Genomic DNA, 20,533 nt, shown 5'->3' with positions numbered 1-20,533 from the left:
TGGATACACAGCGTGAGAGGAGTTCCCATGCACATCGAACATCACTACAACTGGCGCTATCAAGACCATCTCGGTAAGTGGCGCACCACGAGGCACCTCTGCTCCGAGGAGATGATCAAAAAGGAACACCCAGAAGCCACCCCGGCCAAGGGAACGCTCACAGTCATCGAGGAGGCGAACGCACGCATAAAACACATTGCCAAGCTCAGTGCGCAAGCCGTAGATCGATGATGGTCGATGAAGACTGGCACTCCGCCTTGTTGCGCACACCTGGGCGATGTGGCTTTCCCAATGAGCGCATCCTGCCTGTCAGCGCCAGCGACTACATCACAGAAGAAGTCCACCCTGGATGGCTGCTTGCGGGCACTCTTGAGGATGGGTTTAGGTATTTCGGCTCAGGCCCGGCAAGCGTAGCGCGCTCACCCGCACCTTTTTGAGCTCCGAGTGCAGGTCGGCAGAGGCCTGAGCGAGCGCTGCTCTTTGCAAGAAAGCAGGCTCGCATCTTCTTCAGTTAAAAAGCCTCCCAATCATCCTCATTGGTCATGGAGGCGATAGGCGCTGCCTTAGGTATGCGGGCGGGCACGGAAGCAGCTGACGAATTCTTCGCCCCTGCAACAGTCTTTCTCGCGGGGATTGGAGAAGTCGGTGCTTTCGGCGCAGGCACTTGGGCTGTCACCGGCTTAGTGGAGGAGCTGAGCGCTTTCCGCTCAGCGGAGTGGCTCACACCATCGCTGAGCTTGAACACTGCTACCACTTGTACCAAATCCTGGGATTGAGATTTGAGACTGCTGGCTGCAGCGGCCATCTGCTCCACCAGCGCGGCATTCTGCTGAGTGACCTGATCCATCTGCATGACAGCTTCGCCCACCTGCGAGACACCGGCGCTCTGCTCGCTGCTGGCGGCACTGATTTCGCGCATGATGTCGGTGACTCGACGTATGGAGTTCACCACCTCGGTCATTGTTTCGCCCGCCTGGTCCACCAAGGCAGTGCCTTGTTCGACCCACTCCATGCTTGCGCCGATCAGTGTCTTGATCTCTTTGGCCGCTTCGGCCGATCGCCCAGCCAGAGAACGCACTTCGCTGGCCACTACAGCAAATCCTCGCCCCTGCTCGCCAGCACGTGCGGCTTCCACGGCCGCATTGAGGGCCAAGATATTGGTCTGGAATGCGATGCTGTCGATGATGCTGATGATGTCGGCAATCTTGCGGCTGGACTCATTGATGCCCTTCATGGTTTCGACCACTTGCCCGACCACTTCACCCCCCTGCACAGCCACCTTGCTGGCATTCAAGGACAACTGGTTAGCTTGGCTGGCGGATTCGGCATTTTGTTTGACCGTGGAGTCAAGCTCCTCCATGGACGCCGCAGTTTCCTCCAGCGCACTGGCCTGGCTTTCGGTACGGGCAGAGAGATCTTGGTTACCCTGAGCGATCTCCGAGCTCGCCGTGGCAACGCCCTCCGCTCCCTGGCGCACGCTGGATACCACTCGGGTGAGGCTGTCACGCATGGCCACCAGGGTATGCAGCAGGCTGGCAACCTCGTCCTTGCCAGTGATCGTCACCTGCGCACTCAGGTCGCCAGCTTCAATAGCGCGGGAAAGATCTCCGGCCTGTTTAAGAGAGCGCGAAATCCCAGTGATGAGGAAGTATCCGATGCTGAAAGCAAACAGCAGCCCAAGAACGATCGACGCCGTGGAAAACATGCGCACTGAAGCGTAATGCTCCAACGCGCCATCGTATTCCGACTTGGCCACATCCAATTGCAGCTGGATCAACGCGTCTATTTGTTCTTTCGCGGGAGCGTATAGCGCTCGCAGAACCTTGTTAGACATGCGCTGGCTCTCCTGCATATTGTCTGCACGGAGAGCCGCCACTGTGGGCTTCAGACCCTCACTAACGTACTTGCCGCGGGCCTCGGCAAATTTTTTCGCAATCACGGCCTCCTCCGGTGTGAGGTAGGTGGCCATGTACTCGTTCCAAGTCTGGGTGATCTTGCCGATGTTTGCCTCAACCACACCGGTGAGCTCTTTGACCACCTCTGGACTCGCATCCAGCGTTGCAGCGCTGACCAGATAAGCATTGGTCATCATCAGGCTTTGGATTTGCCCCAGCTTCCCTAGTGCCACTGTGCGATCTTCGTACACAGTTTTCAGGCCATCGTTGCTGCCCCCCATACCACGTAGGCCAAGTAGGCCGATGCCCAGAAGTAGCATGGACATGACGCCCACCAGCAAGATTAATCGTGTTGAAATTTTCATTTTTGAACCTGCACAGAAGCGCATATTTTCTGCTCACTAGGCAAAGCCAATCCCTTGAACATTGCGTCTTTGCAGGCGTTTTTTGCAATACGGACAAGCAGCTTGGATGGCGCGCTGGATATGAATGACCATTCTTGGGACGTCTATCTGACATCCGCTTGTGGCGGCTTCTGCGGCCTACTCTGGGACAATCGCTTCATGACTGACGAATCACCGATCCACACAGTCCACAAGCGCGTTTGCCACACGCTCCTTCGACACTGGAAGGCCCACAACAACGCCTACCTGCCAGTCTTCGGCCAGGGTGGTTGATGCTCGGTGCCCACCCGCTCATCGTCTCGTCCACGTTTTTGAGCGCCAGGTAGGCCGCTTAAGGAACCATCGCCCCCTCGCCAAAGTGCTTATTGGCCACACCAGTCTGTACCGGATAGCTGGCAGCAGGCAGCAGATAGACAAACAGGCCTTTGCCGTTCCGGCCTGTGCGCTGAAGGCGCTTGCCCAGCTGCAACTCCTTGATTGCGTCACCGAATTTCATTGAAGGTTCTCCTTGGTCTGCCCTCGCCTCGCAGCACCTTGATACGGTCATCCACAGTGGTGGGCTTGAGCCCAGTCATGGCCACGATGCGCTCGCGCGTGGGCTCGCCACCGGCATCGTTAATCGGCCTGATTGCCTCAAATACCTGCATGAGCGTCGGCGCTTCTTCCGTGGCTCCAAGATCCCGCCGCGCCACGGGCGCGGTGTGTCGATGTTCCAGAGGTGTGCTTTGCTTTTGTGGAATTCTTTGATGCTCCAGGAAATTGGTTCTTACACTTCTCAGACCCACATGGGCAGCTTCCTGGGCCAGAGCCCGGCCTTCAGGATCTGTTCGCGCGTGAAGCGGCGGCTTCAATGCCGTACTCGCGGTGGGCCTCGCGCCCTCCGTGCTCAAGCAATCGATAGTTGTCATAGGCCACATGGCAGCCTTCAATGCCAGGGCGGCTGCAGCAGAGCGGGAAGCCCACCGAGCAAGCAGCGCCAGCCCCTGAGTAAGATCAGGGCGTAAACCAAAGCGTTGCCTGCAGGGCTTCGGTTTGGGTAAAGTGAATCCATGACACGCATTAACACCACGGAAATTTGGGAGCGGCACGGCTACAGAGTCGAACGCATTGAGCAAGCCATGGGAGCGCCCCAGCGCAATATTTATGGGCCTGACGGCACGCTGCTGATCGAGGACGCTGAGTACACCCAGGAGACAGAAGCGCTGCGCGAACTCGGCTTCATCGACTGATCACGGCTGCAGCTTCGACAACATGGCGAGCGTCTATTTTTCAAGGGCACCGTTTAAGGTCATTTAAAAGAGTACCGTGGGGCAAGGCAGTCAATCTTGACCAGCCACCTTAGACCGGAGGTCTATTTGTCAGGTAACCCCATTCCCATCTCTACCCCAACCTTTTGGGACACCTTGAAGCTGATGTTTTTTATGACCGATGGGCTACCAGCTCCACAGCAACAAGACAAGCCTCGTGTCCCGAAAGAAAAGAATGAGGAAGAGCAGCAACAACAACGTAGGCAATAGCGGCAAAGGTCAGTACTTTCTGATGCACCGCTGACAAGCTGCGTTGCCGATGGGTTAGAGAAGAGCACCGAAGCCACCACAAGGTGGCTTTTTCGCATCTGGAGATTCTGAAATGTGAGCGTTTAGCAAGCATGCGGCATGCATGTACCCTCTGCCGCAGGGCTAGAGCGGGGCCATCACGCAGGGGGGGGGCGGCTCCCCGGTTCTTACAAACCAGGCCCTGCAAGGCCCGGCTGGAATACTGCAAGAGGGTAACGGCACCAGTCTTGGGTGCCCATCATGAACACCCCGGGAAAGTAGCGGGGGCTATCTGGCGTGACTGCTCGGGCAGGTGCGGTAACTCAAGAATTCGCCTGTGTTGCCGTCAACTAGGAACTCGGCGCAATCTTCGCGGCGTGGCGAGAGTGGCCACACCAGGTGGCACGCCCCCAGTTTTAGGTAAGCCGAACTCCTATTGATCGCCTGAAGAGCATCAAGCAGAATTCGACCCCATCGACCTGTTACGCCGGGCCTGGGATCTCTCCTCCCTCCCTTTCTGACCTCTCCCCAGGCATGACCCGAAAGGTCACCGGCTCTTTATTCAAGCCCGCAGCAGCCGCTCGCGGGCTTTCTTTTTTCATCAAGAGCGCTTGTGCAAGGCACTGAATACTGATCAGTGAAATGCCTAGAGCGCGCCCCACAACTCAACGAGGCCAACCAAGTGAAACAGCCCAATCACAAGACATATGCCAGATGACACCAGCCAAAAAGTCTGCGTGTTTGCAGGGAACACCGGCTTGAGAAATGGGAAAGCAACCGCCCGCACCAGATACACAGCACAGATAGCTGAGAGAGCGAGTTTGGTTAGCGGCAGAGGCTCAATGACGCCAGCTCCGGCCAATGCGTAGCCAGCCCAGATGAACAAAATCAATGCGATGAAAAGCGTTATCAGTGCTGGCCGAGGTTTCCCTTGCTCGGCAGCTCGGACCATCCGATCACTCGCTCCCATTACCCGGTATGCGGGAGCGCCGATTGCGATACACACCAAATGAGCTATAGCGGCAAACGCGCTCAATGCTCCACCAACGACAAGCGCGATCGATCCCAAACTTGACATAGCTTCCCCAATAATTCTGATGACTTGTCAGCATATCAAGCTAATCGTGCCAATTGACCAGCGCAGCTCCAGCGGTGCGACAGGAACTTGATCACCTAATCACCGCGCAAAGCGCCACTCTCAACCAAAGCCCGCAGCCAACGCTCGCAGGCTTTTTCTTTGCCCACAGGAGACTCCATGCATTCGACTCCATCCACTACCCACACCAAAAAGCTGCTGTTCGCGGCGCAATGGGCTCTCACTGGCTTCGGCCTCTTCTGCCTGGTCGGCGCGGCCGTGGTCATGGCGCTCACGCCTGAGGCAGGGCCCATCTGATCATTCAAATTTGATAGCTGCTCGCGCTTTCTGCATCAGCGCTAAGGGATGAAAACACGACAAAGCTGCTTGAAGCACTGATCTTGATCGTTGCCATCTGCCTGGGTCTTGGATGGCTGGCCGTACCAGATGCCCAGGCAGATGAGCCCCAAACCATCGCCCAGAGCCTGCGCGACGAGTGCGCCTGCCCCGGCATGCATGCCGAATGGCTGGACGAAAAGACCGTGCAATGCCTGAAGGTGCTGCCGTGACCGCTGCGCCCTACTCCAACCACCCCGCAACCGATCCGGTGGCTTTCTCTTTTCTGGAGTCCTGATGTTCAAGAACATGACCATTTACCGCATTGCCAAGGGCTGACAAGGCGATATGCAGGTGCTGGAGGATGCCCTGCAGAAGACAGTCTTTGAGGAGTGCGGCGCCACGCAAGGGCGCTGCGTCGGCTGGGTGCCACCGCTCGGCGAGCAGCACGGCCCGTTGGTTGAGTCCGTGGCCGGGCAGTGGGTGATGCGCTATCGGAGCATTTGGGCATTTTTTGCCTCGGAGTTTCCCCGAAAGCACGGTTTTGAGGACAAGCCTTTCTTCCTCATTGTTAGGGACACTCCGGTCACGAATGCCTAGCCTCAAATCACATGGGTAAAATTGTGCGCGATCAAAGAGCCTGCATTCAACTGCTGCTCCAAGCGTCGAGCAGAGTCCTGGTCCTGGAGCACGCAAGGCTCGCTGCTGGCAAGCTGGTTCCTCTCGTTTTTGCGCTTGACCAAGATCTTCAATAATTTCTGTAAATACTGGCTAAGTACTGACCGCCCCTGCCGAATCATGCCGCTTTGCTTCTGCGATTTTTTCCTGGCCGCTGACCGCCGTGCCCTGTCTGAAGCACAGGCGGCTGGACGATGGAAGCCGGCCTGCGGAGCTGCGGCATGACAGAGCAGCAGCTTTATGACCTGGCTCCTGCGCTGGAGCTGATGGCTTTCGGTCTGGTGCTAGCCCTGGGACCCTTGTGCTGGGTCTGGTGGCGCAATCGCAGCACGGGTTCAGGCAGGCGCCTTCAGGCGCTATGCGTTCTGACATTGTTCCTGACCTTCGATCTGGTTCTATTCGGCGCCTTCACACGTCTGACAGACTCGGGGCTGGGCTGCCCTGACTGGCCAGGCTGCTATGGCACGGCCAGCCCTATCGCAGCCCATGCCCAGATCTCCGAAGCGCAAGCTGCCATGCCCACCGGCCCCGTCACCCATGGCAAGGCCTGGGTGGAAATGATTCACCGCTATCTGGCGACCACGGTCGGCGTGCTCATCATTGCCATGACGGTCATGAGCTGGAAGCAGGCACGGGCGGCCAGGCTAACGGGTCAACACACCTCTTTCAGAGGCGCTGTCAGCCCCTGGTGGCCGACTCTGGCTCTGGTATGGGTCTGCATACAGGGCGCTTTCGGCGCCTTGACGGTCACCATGAAATTGTTTCCGGCCATCGTCACTCTGCACCTGCTGGGCGGTACTGGCTTGCTGGCATTGCTGGCCATTCCAGCATCGGGCCTGAGCCAGGAGCAAGCTGGCCGCTCTCCGGCCCTGATCGCCAGAGGCTTGCGCATCGTGCTGTGGCTTTGCCTGGCACTGCTCATTGCCCAGGTAAGCTTGGGCGGCTGGGTCAGCACCAATTACGCCGTGCTGGCCTGCACGACCTTCCCCGGCTGTCAGGAGAGCTGGTGGCCAGCCATGAATTTTACCGAAGCGCTGCAGATCTGGCGCCCTCTGGGCATGCTCAAGGACGGCAGCAACATCAGCTTCGAAGCGCTGACCGCCATTCACTACACCCACCGTCTGGCGGCCTATGTGGTGGTTCTGGCACTGGCTGCTCTGTGGTGGGCATTGCGCCATGCTCCTGCACTGGCCAAGCAGCGCCGGCTGCTGGGATTTTTTGCAGTGCTGCAAGTTTTGACGGGTCTGTCCAATGTGGTGTTGGACTGGCCCCTGGTTGCGGCCGTGCTTCACACCGGTGGAGCCGCGGCCCTGGTAACGACTGTGGTCTGGAGTCTGGCCGTGACGCGCGCAAATGCCGTCGCCGCCCCCCGGGCCCGAAATGGCGCGCCGCCCAGCCTGAGGCATAGCGTAAAAAGAGTGATTGCATGAGTCAAAGTGAATCCTTGTTGAACAACACCTCGCGAATCAGCCAGTTCTATGCACTGACCAAGCCTCGCGTGGTGCAGCTCATCGTGTTCTGCGCCCTGATCGGCATGGTGCTGGCCGTTCCCGGTTGGCCAACGGCCAATCAGTGGATACATATGGGCGTTGCCTGCGCCGGCATCTGGCTGGTAGCGGCTGCCGCTGCGGCCTTCAATTGCCTGGTGGAGCGTCATATCGATGCCAAGATGAAGCGCACATCCTGGCGCCCCACGGCGCGCGGCGAACTCTCCAGTCAGCAGGCACTGGCCTTCTCGGCCATTCTCTGCATGATTGGCGCCACGATTTTGCTGGTCTGGACCAATGCTCTGACGATGTGGCTGACACTGGCCACCTTTGTCGGCTATGCGGTGATCTACACCGTGGTTCTCAAGCCAGCCACGCCACAGAACATCGTGATCGGCGGAGCTTCAGGCGCTATGCCACCCGTGCTGGGCTGGGCCGCCATGACAGGCAATGTCGGCCCCGAGGCACTGATTCTGTTCCTCATCATCTTCCTCTGGACTCCGCCCCACTTTTGGGCCCTGGCCCTGTACCGCGTGGAGGACTACCGCCAATCCGGCCTGCCCATGCTGCCCGTGACCCATGGCAGCGAATACACGCGCCTGCAGATTCTGCTCTACACCGTTGTGCTGTTTGCGGCCGGTCTGCTGCCCTTCATGTACGGCATGAGCAGCTGGCTGTACCTGTTCGCGGCTGTCGTTCTGGGTGCAGGCTTCATCGCCTATGCCGTGGCCCTGTACCGCAATTACTCGGACGAGCTGTCGCGCCGCACCTTCCGTTTTTCACTGCTTCACCTGAGCCTGCTGTTTCTCGCCCTGCTCGTGGATCACTACCTGTTCATGGCCTGACCTTTCAAGCCCTGCCATTGCAAAAGCCCGGCTCGCCGGGCTTTTTTACGACTATCAAAAAGTGATTTTTCCGTGCTTTCCGAGTCTGCGTTTGAGTGCGGATTCAATGGATCTTGTTCAGCCCTGCAAGCCCTGGGCCCCGTGAATAGGACGCAACGTACCGCCGATGGCTCAACGACTACTTAGCCGGACACGCATTCTGGCGACCCCGATCATCAAAAAGGCCAGCCCCGACTACAGGGCTGGCCTTGAGTGGCATCCAGCGGACTCCGATCAAGCGTCCATTTACAGACCCTTGAGCAGCTTGCCGTTCACTTCCTTGCCGTACATGGAGTATGTGCCATGGTGCTTTTCGGCCGTTGCCTGCAGATTGCCGTTGAAGCGAGGATCCTGGCCACGCTCCTGGCTGTTGATGAATGTCGCCACATCCCAGGCTTCCTGATCGCTCAGCGTTGCATTGCCGTAAGGCATATTGTTCTTGATGAAGTTGGCAGCCTTGTCGATGTCATGCATGCCCGCACCCCAGTTATAGGAGTCCTTGCCCCACAGCGGCGGGAACACGGCCACATCGCCGACAAACTGGCCCTTGCCGTCTGCAGCGTGGCATAACGCGCACTTGGCTTCATAAACCTTGGCACCGGCTTCATAGGTGGGAGTCTCTTCGGGCTTTCCCGCCTTCTTGAAACCTGCACCAGGCAACTTCTCGCCCGTGGGGGCCTTCTGAGCCATCCAGTAGGCATAGGACTCCAGTGCCACCAGAATGTCATGGCCGTCGTCCGGCGCCTTGCCATTCATGGAGTACATGAAGCAGCCGCGCACGCGCTCAGCAAAAGTGTCCACATGGTCGGTCTTCTTGCGATAGGCCGGATACATGGGGTATGCCCCCCACATGGGGGCAGCGCCCTTCAAGCGACCCGCATCGAGGTGGCAATTGGTGCAGCTCAGCGGGTTGCCCGAGAAGCCTACGGCATTGACCGGGGTGCGTGTGAAGATCGCTTCGCCACGGCGCACCCACTCGCCCATGGGGCCTTCCGGGTAGTCGCTGACGCCGGGAGGTGTGAATTCGCCAGGCTTGGCGGCCACTGTCACGGCCTTGGCTTCTGCAGCAGGCGCGGCCACCTTGGCTGGTTCTTCGGCTTTCTTGGGGCTGCTGATGCTCATGCCATACCAGAGCGCGCCGCCCAGACCTGCGAACAGGCAGGCCACCACGGCGTATTCAGCGAGATTGGAGCTCTTGGAAGCAGCTTGTTGTTTGTCCGACATTGTCAACTCCCGAACTCTTAAGGCTTGGTGGTTGCTGCGGCAGCAGCGGGGTTGTGCAGGCGCTGGTAGTACGCAGCAACGGCCTTGACGTCATCGGCCGTGAGCTTCTTGGCCACAGCTCCCATCAGACCCAGTGGGCCGGCCTCGCGCTGCCCCTTGTTCCAGGCATCGATCTGACTTTGCATGTAGTCGGCGGATAGATGGCCGATGGCCGGAAAGTCCTTGCCCACACCCACGCCACCGGGACCATGGCACTGCGCACAGGCTGGAATGCCGTCGGCCCAGCGACCACGCTCGACCAACCAGGCACCGCTATCGTCGCTCTTGCCGGGCAAGGCACCGCGCACGCTCTTGATGGGCAGTTGCAGGCTGGCGTAATAGGCGGCCACATCCGCGCGTTCCTGCTCGCTCAAGGCCTTGGCCATGGGAGCCATGACAGCCGACTGACGAGCACCAGCCGCCAGCTGGTTCAGCTGACGCTCCAGGTAACCGGCGTGCTGACCCGCCAGTGCGGGGAAGCCAGGCTGGCCCTCGCCCTTGGCACCATGGCAGGTGACGCAGGCAGCCGCACCGCCGGCAGAGCCAGACTGAGCAATCTTTGCACCGGCAGCGGCATTGCCGCTCAATGCAGCCTTGGCGGCAGCAGGTTCTTGAGCCCAGGCGCTGGTCGCCATCAGCATGGAAATGCCGACAGCCACCCACGACCGGGGCAGAGTCTTTGTGTTCAAGCGATTCATCTTGGGAATGGAGGTTTAAGCGGCTCAGATCTGCCGCACATCAGGCGTTTGCTGAACGCCGACGTTTGACCTAGCATGTCGCGAGCCAAAGCAGCCCGATGACAGCAAGCACATTGCCCGAAGATACCTACAGAAGATTAAGAGCCAATTAATGCTGCAAACAATTGCCCCAAGCTGACTAATCAGGCGGCGCAGCACAGGACTTCACCGGCAGGCATAAACGCACCACCAGCCCCGTCACCGCTTCTGGCGCCAGGCCGTCTTGCATTTGCTCGAACGCATAGCCCTTATGCTGCCGCCACTGCGCCAAAGGCAGCAACTCCAGCTCACCATCGCTGCACTGTGCAATGCGCTGCACAATCGCCAGCCCCAGACCGCTGCCATGGGCCTGATGCTGCTTGCGCCAGAAGCGCTGGGTCGCCACGGCACAGTCCTCGCTGCTCAGCCCTGGCCCATGGTCGACCACCGTGAACTCCACATAACCGGCAGGATTGACAAGCGTCGCCTGCAGCTTGTCGCCGCCGACCTGCGCCAGCTCCGGGATATGGCGCAGGCCCAGCAGCACCGCAGAGTCGCCCTGCTCGTCAGCTGCCTGCCGCCCATAGCGCAAGGCATTTTCCATCAGATTGCGCAATGCCGACACCAGCAGGGGCTGAGGCACGGCCACGCGCAAGTCCTGCAGCCTGGCGTCATTCAGGGCTTGCTGAGGCAACCAGCGCAGGCGCTGCGAGCCCGAAGGAATGGCCGTGGCGGCCAACCCCCAGGCTTTTTCCAGAGCCTCCCAAGCACAGGCGGGTTCGCTACCGCAAGCCATGGCACGAGAACCTCCTGCATATTCGCTCACCGGCTGACAATCCAGCCTGGCCAAGAGCAGCAATTGCTCCAGCGTGTGCTGCAAATGCTCCACGCCTTCCCCCGCCTGCTCCAGCGCCTGCCGGGTCATCTGCCACTGCGCGGTCTCCGAAATCGGCCTGGGAACAGCACTCACTGTGCCAGCGCCGGGCTGATCCCTCAAAGCCACCATCTGAGACCCCGCATTGGCCACCGCCATCTGCGCCACCTGCACATGGGTTTTGACGGCAGTCAGCGGAGTGCGCAGTTCATGGGCTGCATCGTCGCTCCAGCGACGCTCACGCTCAATGGCTCTGTGCACACGCTGCAGCAAGTGATTGATGGTCTGCACCAGTGGCGCCAGCTCCTTGACCTGCCTGCCTTGCACCACGGGAGAATCATCTCCGGGCGGACGCTCGCTCAACTCCTGGCGCAGCGACTCAAGAGGGTGCAGGCCGCGCGTCACCCCCCACCACATCAACACCATGCTGGCCAGCAGCGCCAGCACAAAGGGCAGGATGATGGTGTAGGCGAAACCATGGATCAGTCCCTCGCGCACATCGATGCGGTCGGCCGTCGCAATGCGCACACCGTGCTCCTCAAACACATAGGTGCGCCAGGGCTTGCCGCCTTTGGTGATGCTCGAGAAGCCCAGCGGCAGCGGCCCCTGGAAGCTGGGCGCATCCGCAGTGCGAGCCAGCACATGAGAATCGGCAGGCTCGGTCGCCCGCTCGGGAGCCGTATTTGCGGATTCCCCGGCACGGTCGGTCTTTACGGTTCCGGCGCGCGGCACATCCAACGGAGATGCCGGAATCAGTGCCGGGCGAGCCGCCTTTCCGCCCACTTCGTCCGACACAGCATTTGCTTCCGAATCCATAGCATCATGCGCAGGTGCGGTATGCACTTCGCTGCGAATCATGCTGACCTCACAAGCCACACCATCACGTGCCACCACATTGAGCATGGGACCCCAGTCCTCGGGACTGGCGTTGTGCGGCTTGAACTGGTGGACAATGCCTGCCACCATGCGGGCCGATGCAATCAGTCGATCGTCGAGCACGGAGCGCAGCTCATGCCTCATGCCGGCAAACATCCAGGCGGCCACACCGCCCCACAAAGTGCACAGCGCCAGACAAAGCCAGACCAGCAAACGGACCCGCAGGCTGCGCATCAGCAACTGCCTGCCTGCACGCGCCCCAACCTGAAGCCCACGCCACGCACGGTCTCCACCATGTCCGAGCCCAGCTTGCGACGCAGATGGTGCACATGCACATTGACCGCGTTGCTCTCCACATCAAGACTGTAACCATAGAGGCTGTCGCGCAGTTGCTCAGGGCTCAGCACTCGCCCCGGCGACTGCAGGAGTGCGCGCAGCAACGCCCATTCACGACGCGACAGGTCCACGATGCTGCCCTCACGCATGGCCTGGCCGGCGGCCAGATCCACTTTGACATCGCCCAGCACAATCCAGTCCACGGTACGCCCCGCCGCCCGGCGCAGCAGCGCATGCAGCCGCGCCGCCAGCTCGTGCAGATCGAAGGGTTTGACCAGATAGTCGTCAGCCCCCGTCTGCAAGCCTTCGATCCGCTGGCCCACTGCATCACGTGCGGTCAGCACCAGCACCGGCAGCTCCAGCCCCTGCCGGCGCCACCGCGCCAGCAGATGCAGACCGTCCTCATCGGGCAAACCCAGATCCAGCACACACACATCGAAGTGGGAGGATTTGAGCGCCGCATCAGCCTGGCTGGCGCAACCCACCACGTCCACGCCAAAGCCCTGTAGCTGCAGGCCCGCCTTCACCCCGCTGGCGACCAAAGCGTTATCTTCCACTAACAGCACATGCATTTTTTCACTGCGCAACCGCCACCCGCACCATCACATCCAGAGATGTGAGTACCCGTTACGCGCCTTGTTTATCCGAATCGGCCGAGCATCGCAGATTTATCTTTTCGCAGCGTTAACCCCTACTTAATCCCTTCCACCCAAAATGCGCGACCGCCTCATCCAAGACGCTCAGCCACCACCATTCATGTCTCTTCGCCCTGCCGCAGCCATCGTTCTGCTTTCAGTCCTGCTGACGGGGATGACTGCCTGGGCACAGCCGCTGGCCCTGCCCAGCCTGGATGCCGACAAGCCCTCTGCGCAACCCGAAATCCTGACTGCGGAACAGGCTTTTGAGCTGGTCCGCCCCGAGCAAAGCGCCGTCAAGACAGAGGCTGATGGCAGCCGCCTGCTGGAGCTGCATTGGAACATTGCCCCTGGTCACTATCTCTACCGCGACCAGTTGCGCATGCTCGATGCTCAGGGTCAGCCAATACCGCTGCAGATTCCTGAAAGTCAGACCCTGAGCGATGCTTTTTTTGGCCATGTGCAGGTCTTTCACCGGGAGTTGCGCATTCAGGCCGCGCTGCCTGAACAGTCGACGCAATGGCCGCTGGAGCTGCAATGGCAAGGCTGTGCCGAGATAGGCATCTGCTACCCGGTACAGCAGCAGAGCATCAGCGCCGCTCAAGCAGGCATGGACAGGAATGCGGATGCCCCTACTCCAGCCCTGAGCGAAGGCAATACCGAAGCAGCTCAACCCGGCTTGTTGCAGGCACTGACCTTGCCCGCCAGTGTGCGGATAGGCCCTCTCGCTCTGCCCACCATGGCTCTTGCCGCATTCCTGGCATTGCTTGCCAGCCAGTGGTGGGCGCGACTCAGGCAGCGTCAAAGCAATCAGCCTGTAGAGACTCTGCTGCTTCAGGCCACGCTTGCTGGACTGGTGGCGGCGCGCACGGCCTACGTCTTGCAATGGTGGCCCGAGTACTGGGCACCCGTGAGCGCATCTCCCGCCAGCGTGTTGCAAATTCTGGATATTCGCGACGGTGGCTGGAACCTCTGGGCCGGACTGCTGGTGGCGGCTCTCTGGGCAGCCTGGAGCTGCCGCAGCCATGCGCTCCTGAAACGTGGCGTGTTGCAGTCCCTGGGTGTGGGAGCCTTCATCCTGATGGCAGCCTACGCACTGCGAAATTGGGTTGAGCCTCCAGAGTCTTCACTCCCCTCTTTGACGCTGGTCAGCGCAGCCGCTCAGCCCACGGATCTGCGCAGCTACGGCGGCCAACCGCTGGTCATCAACCTCTGGGCCAGTTGGTGCCCACCCTGCAAGCGCGAGATGCCGGTACTGGCCCAAGCGCAAAAAGACCATCCAGGCGTGCGTTTCATCTGGATCAACCAGGGAGAAGACGCCGCTGCAGTGCTGCGCTATTTGCAGTCCATGCCTCTGCCCCCTGCCCAGGTGCTCCTGGACCCCGACCAGCTTGCCGGTCAGCACTGGCAGCAACGCTCCCTGCCATCCACCTATTTCTATGACGCGAACGGACACCTGCGGTCCACGCGTACGGGGGAGCTCTCCCGCGCCAGCCTGAGCGAGCAGTTGCGCACCATTGCGCCTCCAACACAGGCCCCATGACTCAAGATGGACAAAGGTTTATCGTGCCACGTATACAGCCCCTGTCACGCCAATTGGCGGCGCTGACGCTCCCCATCTTCGCTGCAGCCGCAGCCACCGTGGTGGCCGTCGCCTATACCCGCGACGTAATTGCCGCCAGCAGCGCTGCAGCAAGCAGTGCGGCAAGCAGCGACCTGCCCTCAGCACAGTTTCTCGCCGAGCAAGGCCTGCAGATCGTAGGCCCGATGCAGAGCTCCGGCGGCCTCAAGGCCTGGGCCGCCTACCGCGACCAGCAGCCCATTCCCATCTACCGCATGCCTGACGGCAAGCACTGGGTGATTGGCACCGTCATTGATGCCCAGGGCAAGGACGTCAACGCCAAGGCCTTGCACAATGCCGTGCAAAAGCCCATGGGTCAGGAGTTCTGGACCGATCTGGAGCGTACGCACTGGATTGGCGACGGCAGGCCCGATGCCGCCCGCATCGCCTATGTGTTCACCGATCCCAACTGCCCCTATTGCAACCAGCTCTGGCGCGATGCCAGGCCACTGGTGCAGGCTGGCCAGTTGCAGTTGCGCCATGTTCTGGTGGGCATGCTGCGCCCCAGCAGCGAAGGCAAGGCCGCCGCCATTCTGGCCTCCAAGGCACCCGAGCAAGCTCTTGCCAGCCACGCCATGGCCTATGCCGACGCTCATGGCAAGAATCCCGATGCCCTGGGTATTGCACCGCTGCAGCGCATCCCCCTGTCGGCCCGCGACGCACTGGCCAACAACGCCGCGCTGATGAGCAATGCAGGCCTGCGTGCCACACCCGCGACGATCTGGAAGAATGCCCAGGGAGTGGTGCAGATCCGCACCGGCATGCCTCCCGGACTGCTGGACGAGTTGATGGACAAAGCTCCTGCCAAGTCGCCCCCACATTAGGATTCAAACCGCCGCATAGCCAGTACACATAATTTGCAAGCAGCTATCATTGCGCTGGCAAATCTGCCCAAATACCATGAGCCAACCCGACTGGAACACCCTGCTGCCCGCACTGCGCCCCGAGACTCGCATCGTGCTGCACGCCCCCAGCACGCAAGCACTGCTGCGCGCGCGCGGCAACTTCAAGAACCTGAAAGCCGCCAACCCTGAGCTGGAGGTCTGGATTGTCGTCAATGCCCAGGCCGTGCAAGCCGTCCTGGAGCAGCCGGACGACATGGGACCGGCTCTGGCACATGTGCTGCTGTGCCCCAACACGCTCAGGAATGCAGGCATCAGCGCACCGGACAATATTCAGGTGCTGCCCATGGGCGCCGTCGAAGCCATCGCCCGCATGCAGCAGGATGGCTGGACCTATATCCGCAGCTGAGCAGGCTGCGTCCTCGGCACTCCAAAGCCGCGTGTGCCCCAGGCTAAAGACCCCAGTCCTTGAGCGCAGGCAATGCCAGCTGGGTTGCAGCATAGCCCTCATCGATGGACTCGCGCCCACGGTAGAAGTCCATCAGCCCGACATGCGAGAGGCGCGGAGCAATCAGCACCTCGGCCGGGTCACCCGCCATGCGACTGCGGGTGATGCGCATCTGCATGATGTTGACACTGGCCATGACCACATTGACCAGCGAGGGCACAGGCGCGGAAGCATCGTCCTCGACATCTCCCTCCCCTTTGCGCCCCCTGCGCATGACGGATGAGGACAAGGTCTTCACGCTCGTCATGCTGCGCTTCCATGCGCCCGTCCAACCGAGCGGTGAGCCATTCGCCGCCAGAGCTTCGGGAATCTGGCCCAGCGGTACCGGGGGCTCTTCCTCTTCCAGATGCAGTTGCGAGACCCTGAGCTCGCGGGCATGCAGATTGAGCTCGCTCTCGCTCATATCCACGGGCTTCATATGCCTGCGCATGATGTCGGCATTCAAATCGACGGCGATGACGATGTCAGCGCCCATAGCGCGCGCCAGCGACACCGGCACCGGGTTGACCAAACCGCCATCGACCAGCAGTCGCCCCTCCCGCATCACGGGCGTGAACAGGCCGGGCAAGGCGATGGACGCGCGCACAGCCTCGGCAATCGAGCCCTTGCGCAGCCAGACCTCGGCACCTGTCTGCAGATCGGTGGCAACGCAGCCGAACGGAGTGCTCAGTTGCTCCACGGTTTCCTGGACGAAATTCTCGCGCCAGAACTCGAGGATCTTCTCGCCCTTGAGCAATCCGCCGCCCAGATTGAAGTCCATGAAGCCGAAGACCTTGCGTTTGCCCAGGCCCAGCACCCAGCTCTCGAAGGCATCCATTTCTCCGGCCGCATAGGTTGCACCGACCAATGAGCCAATGGAAGTGCCGCAGATGACGTCGGGGCTGACACCAGCCTCGCGCAGCGCGCGCAGCACACCAAAATGCGCCCAGCCTCTTGCGGAGCCGCTGCCCAGGGCCAGGCCCACAACGGGTTTGCGTCGCAATTTGTTCATGTGGCCCTCCTTGCTGCTTCTACAGTCGACTCAACCGGGCTGCTCGCCCCTTAGCAGTGCCAGCATGCCAGCTTCGTCCAGCACAGGCACGCCCAGCTCCTCGGCCTTGGCCAGCTTGCTGCCCGCCTCCGCCCCTGCGACCACATAGCTGGTCTTTTTGCTGACCGAACCCGAAACCTTGGCACCCGCTGCCTCCAGCATATCCTTGGCGGTGTCGCGGCCCAACGTGGGCAAGGTGCCGGTCAGCACCACGGTCAGGCCAGCCAGAATCTGAGGCGCCTTCTCGGCCGGCTCGCCTTCCTCCCAGTGCACACCGCAGGCGCGCAGTTGCTCCACCACCTCGCGGTTATGGGGTTGGGCAAAAAAGGTGTGAATGCTGTCGGCCACCACCGGCCCGACATCCTTGACCTGCAGCAACTCCTCCACGCTGGCGTCCATGATGGCGTCGAGCTTGCCGAAATGCTTGACCAGATCCCTGGCCGTGGATTCGCCTACATTGCGAATGCCCAGACCAAACAGAAAGCGCTGCAGCGTGGTGCGCTTGGATTTCTCCAGGGCAGCCAGCACATTCTGGGCCGATTTCTCGGCCATGCGATCGAGCGCTGCCAGCGAGCTCAGGCCCAGCCTGTAAAGGTCAGGCAGCACGCGCACCACCTGGGCATCCACGAGCTGATCGACCAGCTTGTCGCCCAGACCTTCGATGTCCATGGCACGGCGGTGAGCAAAGTGCAAGATTGCTTCCTTGCGCTGCGCGCCACAGAACAGGCCGCCCGTGCAGCGGTGATTGGCCTCGCCTTTTTCGCGCACCACCTCGCTGCCGCAGATGGGGCAGGTCTTGGGCATGCGGAAGTTGGGCACATAAGCAGGCCGCTTGCCTGGCACCCGTCCCACCACCTCGGGAATCACATCGCCCGCGCGACGCACGATGACCTGATCGCCCACGCGCACACCTTTCTTGCGGATGTCGAACAGATTGGACAGCGTGGCATTGGTCACCACCACACCGCCCACCTGCACAGGAGCCAGGCGCGCCACGGGCGTCAGCTTGCCCGTGCGCCCCACCTGCACATCGATGGCTTCCATGAGCGTAGGCATCTCCTGCGCCGGATATTTGTGTGCCACGGCCCAGCGCGGCTCGCGCGACTTGAAGCCCAGCTGACGCTGCAGAGCCAGGCTGTTGACCTTGTAGACCACGCCGTCGATTTCATAGGGCAGGTTGGCGCGCTCGGCGCCGATGCGCTCGTGAAACGCTACCAGCTCAGAAGCACCCAGCGCAATACTGACTTGCGGTGCAACTGGAAAGCCCCAGGATTTCAGCATCTGCAGCATGGCGTAGTGCGTGCCGAAGTCCGGCCCGCCCTGCTCCGGCGGCGTGATCTCGCCCAGACCGTAGGCGAAGAACGACAGAGGACGCTGAGCCGCGATATTCGAGTCGAGCTGACGGACCGATCCGGCCGCCGCATTGCGCGGATTGGCAAAGGTCTTGGCACCTGCAGCCTGCTGGCGCGCATTGAGCCTGTCCAGATCGGCCTTGGCCATATGCACCTCGCCGCGCACTTCAACCACGGGCGGCACATTGCGGCCCGCGGACAGGGACAGTGGAATCTGGCGAATGGTACGGATATTGTGCGTGACGTCTTCCCCCACCTCACCATCGCCGCGCGTGGTGGCCTGCACCAGGCGGCCGTTTTCATAACGCAGATTCATGGCCAGGCCATCGAACTTGGGCTCGGCCACATATTCGATGGCGGCAGCGGATTCATCCAGCCCCAGCTCCTTGCGCACACGCTGGTCGAACGCAATCGCACCCGTGGCCTCGTTATCGGTCTCTGTCTGGATGCTCAGCATGGGCACGGCATGGCGAACCGGAGTCAAACCGTCCAGCACCGCACCGATCACGCGCTGCGTCGGAGAGTCCGGCGTCACGAGTGCGGGGTAAGCCCCCTCCAGTGCTTCGAGCTGCCGATAGACGCGGTCATATTCCCCGTCGGGAACCGTGGGCGCATCACGCACATAGTACTCATGTGCCCATTGATGGAGTTGGGCGCGCAATGCCGCAGCCTTGCTCGTCACGCTTTCGGGCACCCCGGCATTGATAGCTGTCGATGGCTTCTGGCCCTGGGGTTCAGCGGAAAAAAGGTCTAAATTCTCGGTCATGCTCTGCCCGCTGGAAATTCAAGGTCTGAGATAAAAAAGGCCAACATTGTTGGCCCTGTTTGTTTTAGCTGAAAAGCCTTCTGGCGAGAAGTGAGCCGGCCGACAGCTCCGCGCTGTCCAGCTTGTCGTAGAGCAGCTCCAGATCGTGCTGAATCGGGTCCAGCGCCGAGACCGGCAGCAGATAGCCGTTCTGGTCGCAGAGCACACCATCCATGGTCTGGCACAGTTGCTCCGCCACCTGACGCAGGTGCGCAAACGGCTGCTGTCCACGCGGCACCTGGGCTACATCCAGGCTGAGCAGGAATTCGCGCACGACTGACTGATCCAGATCATCGCCCATGGCGGCCTGGGGATCGTAGTTCAGCACCAGCACCGGCGGCAGGCCCTGGATGGGCGAGGCAAGCACCATGCGGCCCGGCATGGGCGTGATGACAAAGCCCAGGCGCTGGGCATTTTGCTGGACATAACCAGCACTCCAGGATGCCTGACGCGCACGCAGCATAAAACTCAGCTGCGCATCATGCTCGCTGGCGAACTGATCGAGCTCGCGTGCCCGCGAGACCTCATTGAGCATATTGGGCACGTCGGCCATGGCTCCCAGCGCATCGGCAAAGCGCTGCACCTTGGTGACGAATTCCGAAAACTCTATCTCGTTGAGTGCACCGGTACGGTTGGCCAGCTGGACACCGGCCTGAAAGCCCAGATAGCGCTGGCCGGTCTGCAACGGCTCCCACAGCTTGCTGTCCTGGTTCATGCCTTCAATGGCAAAGGGCTTGTTGCCGGCACGGCGGGTGCTGGGCTGGGCCTGCAAGGCCACTTCACCAGGAACAATCTGGGCCACGGTAATCGGAGCAATCGCATCGATCAACGCATCCAGATGACCGCGACGCTCCACGGACGGGGCGGGAGGAATCGACGCTGCCAAAGGAGCATCCGTCAGCACGGGCTCCACTGCTTGCGTAGCCTGCTCAGTCACGGCAGCAATGCCTGCATCCGTGCGCTGAGCGGTCACCTCTTGCACAGCCTCGGTCGCCTCGGCTTTGTGCTGGGCGGCCGCCAGGGCTTCCTGGCGCTGCGCTTCCTCATGGGCTTCGCGCGCTACCAGACGGGCCAGCTCGGCATCGGCTTCGGCAAAGCGACCTGCGGACTCGGGCAACTGCAGGGGCTCGGTGCCGGGAATGGCCTTGCCGAAATCCCCCAGCACGGGCTCATGCTGGTATTTGGTCAGGTCCGCACCATGACCGACGGTGTTCATTCCGGGCTCGAGGCGCTGAGGATCTGTGCTTTCTTCCTCAGGCTCGGCCCGCCTGGGCGCATTGCGGCGCGCAGTCCAGGAGTTGTAGGCAACGATCAGCGCCAACAGCACCACTCCCAGGACGGCCAGACTGATTTGCAAGTTACTCATGTGAGAAAACGGTTC

Annotated in this window: 19 protein-coding genes and 1 pseudogene; 10 read left to right on the top strand and 10 right to left on the bottom strand. The window is 60.9% G+C overall.

The features are described 5' to 3' along the window. Positions 1 to 27 precede the first annotated feature (27 nt). A complete protein-coding gene (locus QYQ99_RS24575) occupies positions 28 to 231 on the top strand; it encodes a hypothetical protein (protein WP_302090416.1) in 204 nt (67 codons plus the stop codon). Between the two features lie 280 nt (positions 232 to 511). On the opposite strand, the gene QYQ99_RS24570 is transcribed toward QYQ99_RS24575, so the two are convergent. From QYQ99_RS24570 to QYQ99_RS24560, 3 genes are all read right to left on the bottom strand, one after another. Then, complete coding sequence (locus tag QYQ99_RS24570; RefSeq protein ID WP_302090415.1) at positions 512 to 2,284, bottom strand: methyl-accepting chemotaxis protein; 1,773 nt, start codon at positions 2,282 to 2,284, stop codon at positions 512 to 514. A 346-nt stretch (positions 2,285 to 2,630) separates the two neighbouring features. Further along, entirely contained in the window at positions 2,631 to 2,795 is a 165-nt protein-coding gene (locus QYQ99_RS24565) for a Thoeris anti-defense Tad2 family protein (RefSeq protein ID WP_302090414.1), read from the bottom strand. Continuing rightward, the gene (locus tag QYQ99_RS24560) at positions 2,782 to 2,946 is read right to left on the bottom strand and encodes a hypothetical protein (protein ID WP_302090413.1); all 165 of its coding nucleotides are present in this window, start codon (positions 2,944 to 2,946) and stop codon (positions 2,782 to 2,784) included. The genes QYQ99_RS24565 and QYQ99_RS24560 overlap by 14 nt, the downstream gene beginning before the upstream one ends. 402 nt (positions 2,947 to 3,348) lie before the next feature. On the opposite strand from QYQ99_RS24560, the gene QYQ99_RS24555 reads away from it, so the two are divergent. The 6 genes and pseudogenes from QYQ99_RS24555 to cyoE all read left to right on the top strand — a co-directional run bounded on the left by QYQ99_RS24555 (position 3,349) and on the right by cyoE (position 8,255). Continuing rightward, a complete protein-coding gene (locus tag QYQ99_RS24555; RefSeq protein WP_302090412.1) occupies positions 3,349 to 3,528 on the top strand; it encodes a hypothetical protein in 180 nt (59 codons plus the stop codon). Positions 3,529 to 5,089: 1,561 nt separating this feature from the next. Beyond that, positions 5,090 to 5,227 carry a hypothetical protein gene (locus tag QYQ99_RS24550; RefSeq protein WP_302090411.1) on the top strand — a complete coding sequence of 46 codons (138 nt, stop codon included), beginning with the start codon at positions 5,090 to 5,092 and terminating at the stop codon, positions 5,225 to 5,227. An 83-nt stretch (positions 5,228 to 5,310) separates the two neighbouring features. Further along, positions 5,311 to 5,478 carry a hypothetical protein gene (locus QYQ99_RS24545; RefSeq protein WP_302090410.1) on the top strand — a complete coding sequence of 56 codons (168 nt, stop codon included), beginning with the start codon at positions 5,311 to 5,313 and terminating at the stop codon, positions 5,476 to 5,478. Positions 5,479 to 5,593: 115 nt separating this feature from the next. Next, a pseudogene (gene rdgC / locus QYQ99_RS24540) lies at positions 5,594 to 5,740 on the top strand (recombination-associated protein RdgC); the annotation flags it as partial. 404 nt (positions 5,741 to 6,144) lie between these two features. Then, a complete protein-coding gene (locus tag QYQ99_RS24535; RefSeq protein ID WP_302090409.1) occupies positions 6,145 to 7,353 on the top strand; it encodes a COX15/CtaA family protein in 1,209 nt (402 codons plus the stop codon). Beyond that, positions 7,350 to 8,255, top strand: a complete 906-nt coding sequence (cyoE, locus tag QYQ99_RS24530) for a heme o synthase (RefSeq protein WP_302090408.1) — start codon at positions 7,350 to 7,352, stop codon at positions 8,253 to 8,255. Before QYQ99_RS24535 ends, cyoE begins: the two co-directional genes overlap by 4 nt. Positions 8,256 to 8,540: 285 nt before the next feature. On the opposite strand, the gene QYQ99_RS24525 is transcribed toward cyoE, so the two are convergent. From QYQ99_RS24525 to QYQ99_RS24510, 4 genes are all read right to left on the bottom strand, one after another. Beyond that, a complete protein-coding gene (locus QYQ99_RS24525; RefSeq protein WP_302090407.1) occupies positions 8,541 to 9,518 on the bottom strand; it encodes a c-type cytochrome in 978 nt (325 codons plus the stop codon). Positions 9,519 to 9,535: 17 nt separating this feature from the next. Continuing rightward, entirely contained in the window at positions 9,536 to 10,255 is a 720-nt protein-coding gene (locus QYQ99_RS24520; protein ID WP_302090406.1) for a c-type cytochrome, read from the bottom strand. A gap of 178 nt (positions 10,256 to 10,433) precedes the next feature. Then, positions 10,434 to 12,257 (bottom strand): ATP-binding protein, encoded by a 1,824-nt coding sequence (locus tag QYQ99_RS24515; RefSeq protein ID WP_302090405.1) that lies wholly within the window; start codon positions 12,255 to 12,257, stop codon positions 10,434 to 10,436. Further along, on the bottom strand, positions 12,257 to 12,931 hold the full coding sequence (locus QYQ99_RS24510) for a response regulator (protein WP_302090404.1): 675 nt from the start codon (positions 12,929 to 12,931) through the stop codon (positions 12,257 to 12,259). The genes QYQ99_RS24515 and QYQ99_RS24510 overlap by 1 nt, the downstream gene beginning before the upstream one ends. Before the next feature lie 184 nt (positions 12,932 to 13,115). Here QYQ99_RS24510 and QYQ99_RS24505 point away from each other — a divergent pair, with 184 nt between their 5' ends. From QYQ99_RS24505 to QYQ99_RS24495, 3 genes are all read left to right on the top strand, one after another. After that, the gene (locus QYQ99_RS24505) at positions 13,116 to 14,537 is read left to right on the top strand and encodes a prolipoprotein diacylglyceryl transferase family protein (protein WP_302090403.1); all 1,422 of its coding nucleotides are present in this window, start codon (positions 13,116 to 13,118) and stop codon (positions 14,535 to 14,537) included. A 23-nt stretch (positions 14,538 to 14,560) separates the two neighbouring features. Further along, positions 14,561 to 15,439 (top strand): thiol:disulfide interchange protein DsbG, encoded by an 879-nt coding sequence (gene dsbG / locus QYQ99_RS24500; protein WP_302090402.1) that lies wholly within the window; start codon positions 14,561 to 14,563, stop codon positions 15,437 to 15,439. A 76-nt stretch (positions 15,440 to 15,515) separates the two neighbouring features. Then, positions 15,516 to 15,866, top strand: coding sequence for a DsrE family protein (locus tag QYQ99_RS24495; RefSeq protein ID WP_302090401.1), 351 nt, complete (start codon positions 15,516 to 15,518; stop codon positions 15,864 to 15,866). A gap of 43 nt (positions 15,867 to 15,909) precedes the next feature. Here the strand turns inward: QYQ99_RS24495 and QYQ99_RS24490 are convergent, their stop codons facing one another. The 3 genes from QYQ99_RS24490 to QYQ99_RS24480 form a co-directional block, all read right to left on the bottom strand. Then, positions 15,910 to 16,956 carry a patatin-like phospholipase family protein gene (locus QYQ99_RS24490; RefSeq protein WP_302090400.1) on the bottom strand — a complete coding sequence of 349 codons (1,047 nt, stop codon included), beginning with the start codon at positions 16,954 to 16,956 and terminating at the stop codon, positions 15,910 to 15,912. 30 nt (positions 16,957 to 16,986) lie between these two features. Next, complete coding sequence (gene ligA / locus QYQ99_RS24485) at positions 16,987 to 19,113, bottom strand: NAD-dependent DNA ligase LigA (RefSeq protein ID WP_302090399.1); 2,127 nt, start codon at positions 19,111 to 19,113, stop codon at positions 16,987 to 16,989. 64 nt (positions 19,114 to 19,177) lie between these two features. Next, the gene (locus tag QYQ99_RS24480; RefSeq protein WP_302090398.1) at positions 19,178 to 20,518 is read right to left on the bottom strand and encodes a cell division protein FtsZ; all 1,341 of its coding nucleotides are present in this window, start codon (positions 20,516 to 20,518) and stop codon (positions 19,178 to 19,180) included. Between the last annotated feature and the right edge of the window lie 15 nt (positions 20,519 to 20,533).

It is taken from the genome of Comamonas testosteroni, assembly GCF_030505195.1.
Classification (GTDB): domain Bacteria; phylum Pseudomonadota; class Gammaproteobacteria; order Burkholderiales; family Burkholderiaceae_C; genus Comamonas; species Comamonas testosteroni_G.
Note: the sequence above shows the minus strand (reverse complement) of the source record. Positions and strands in the feature narration are given on the sequence as shown.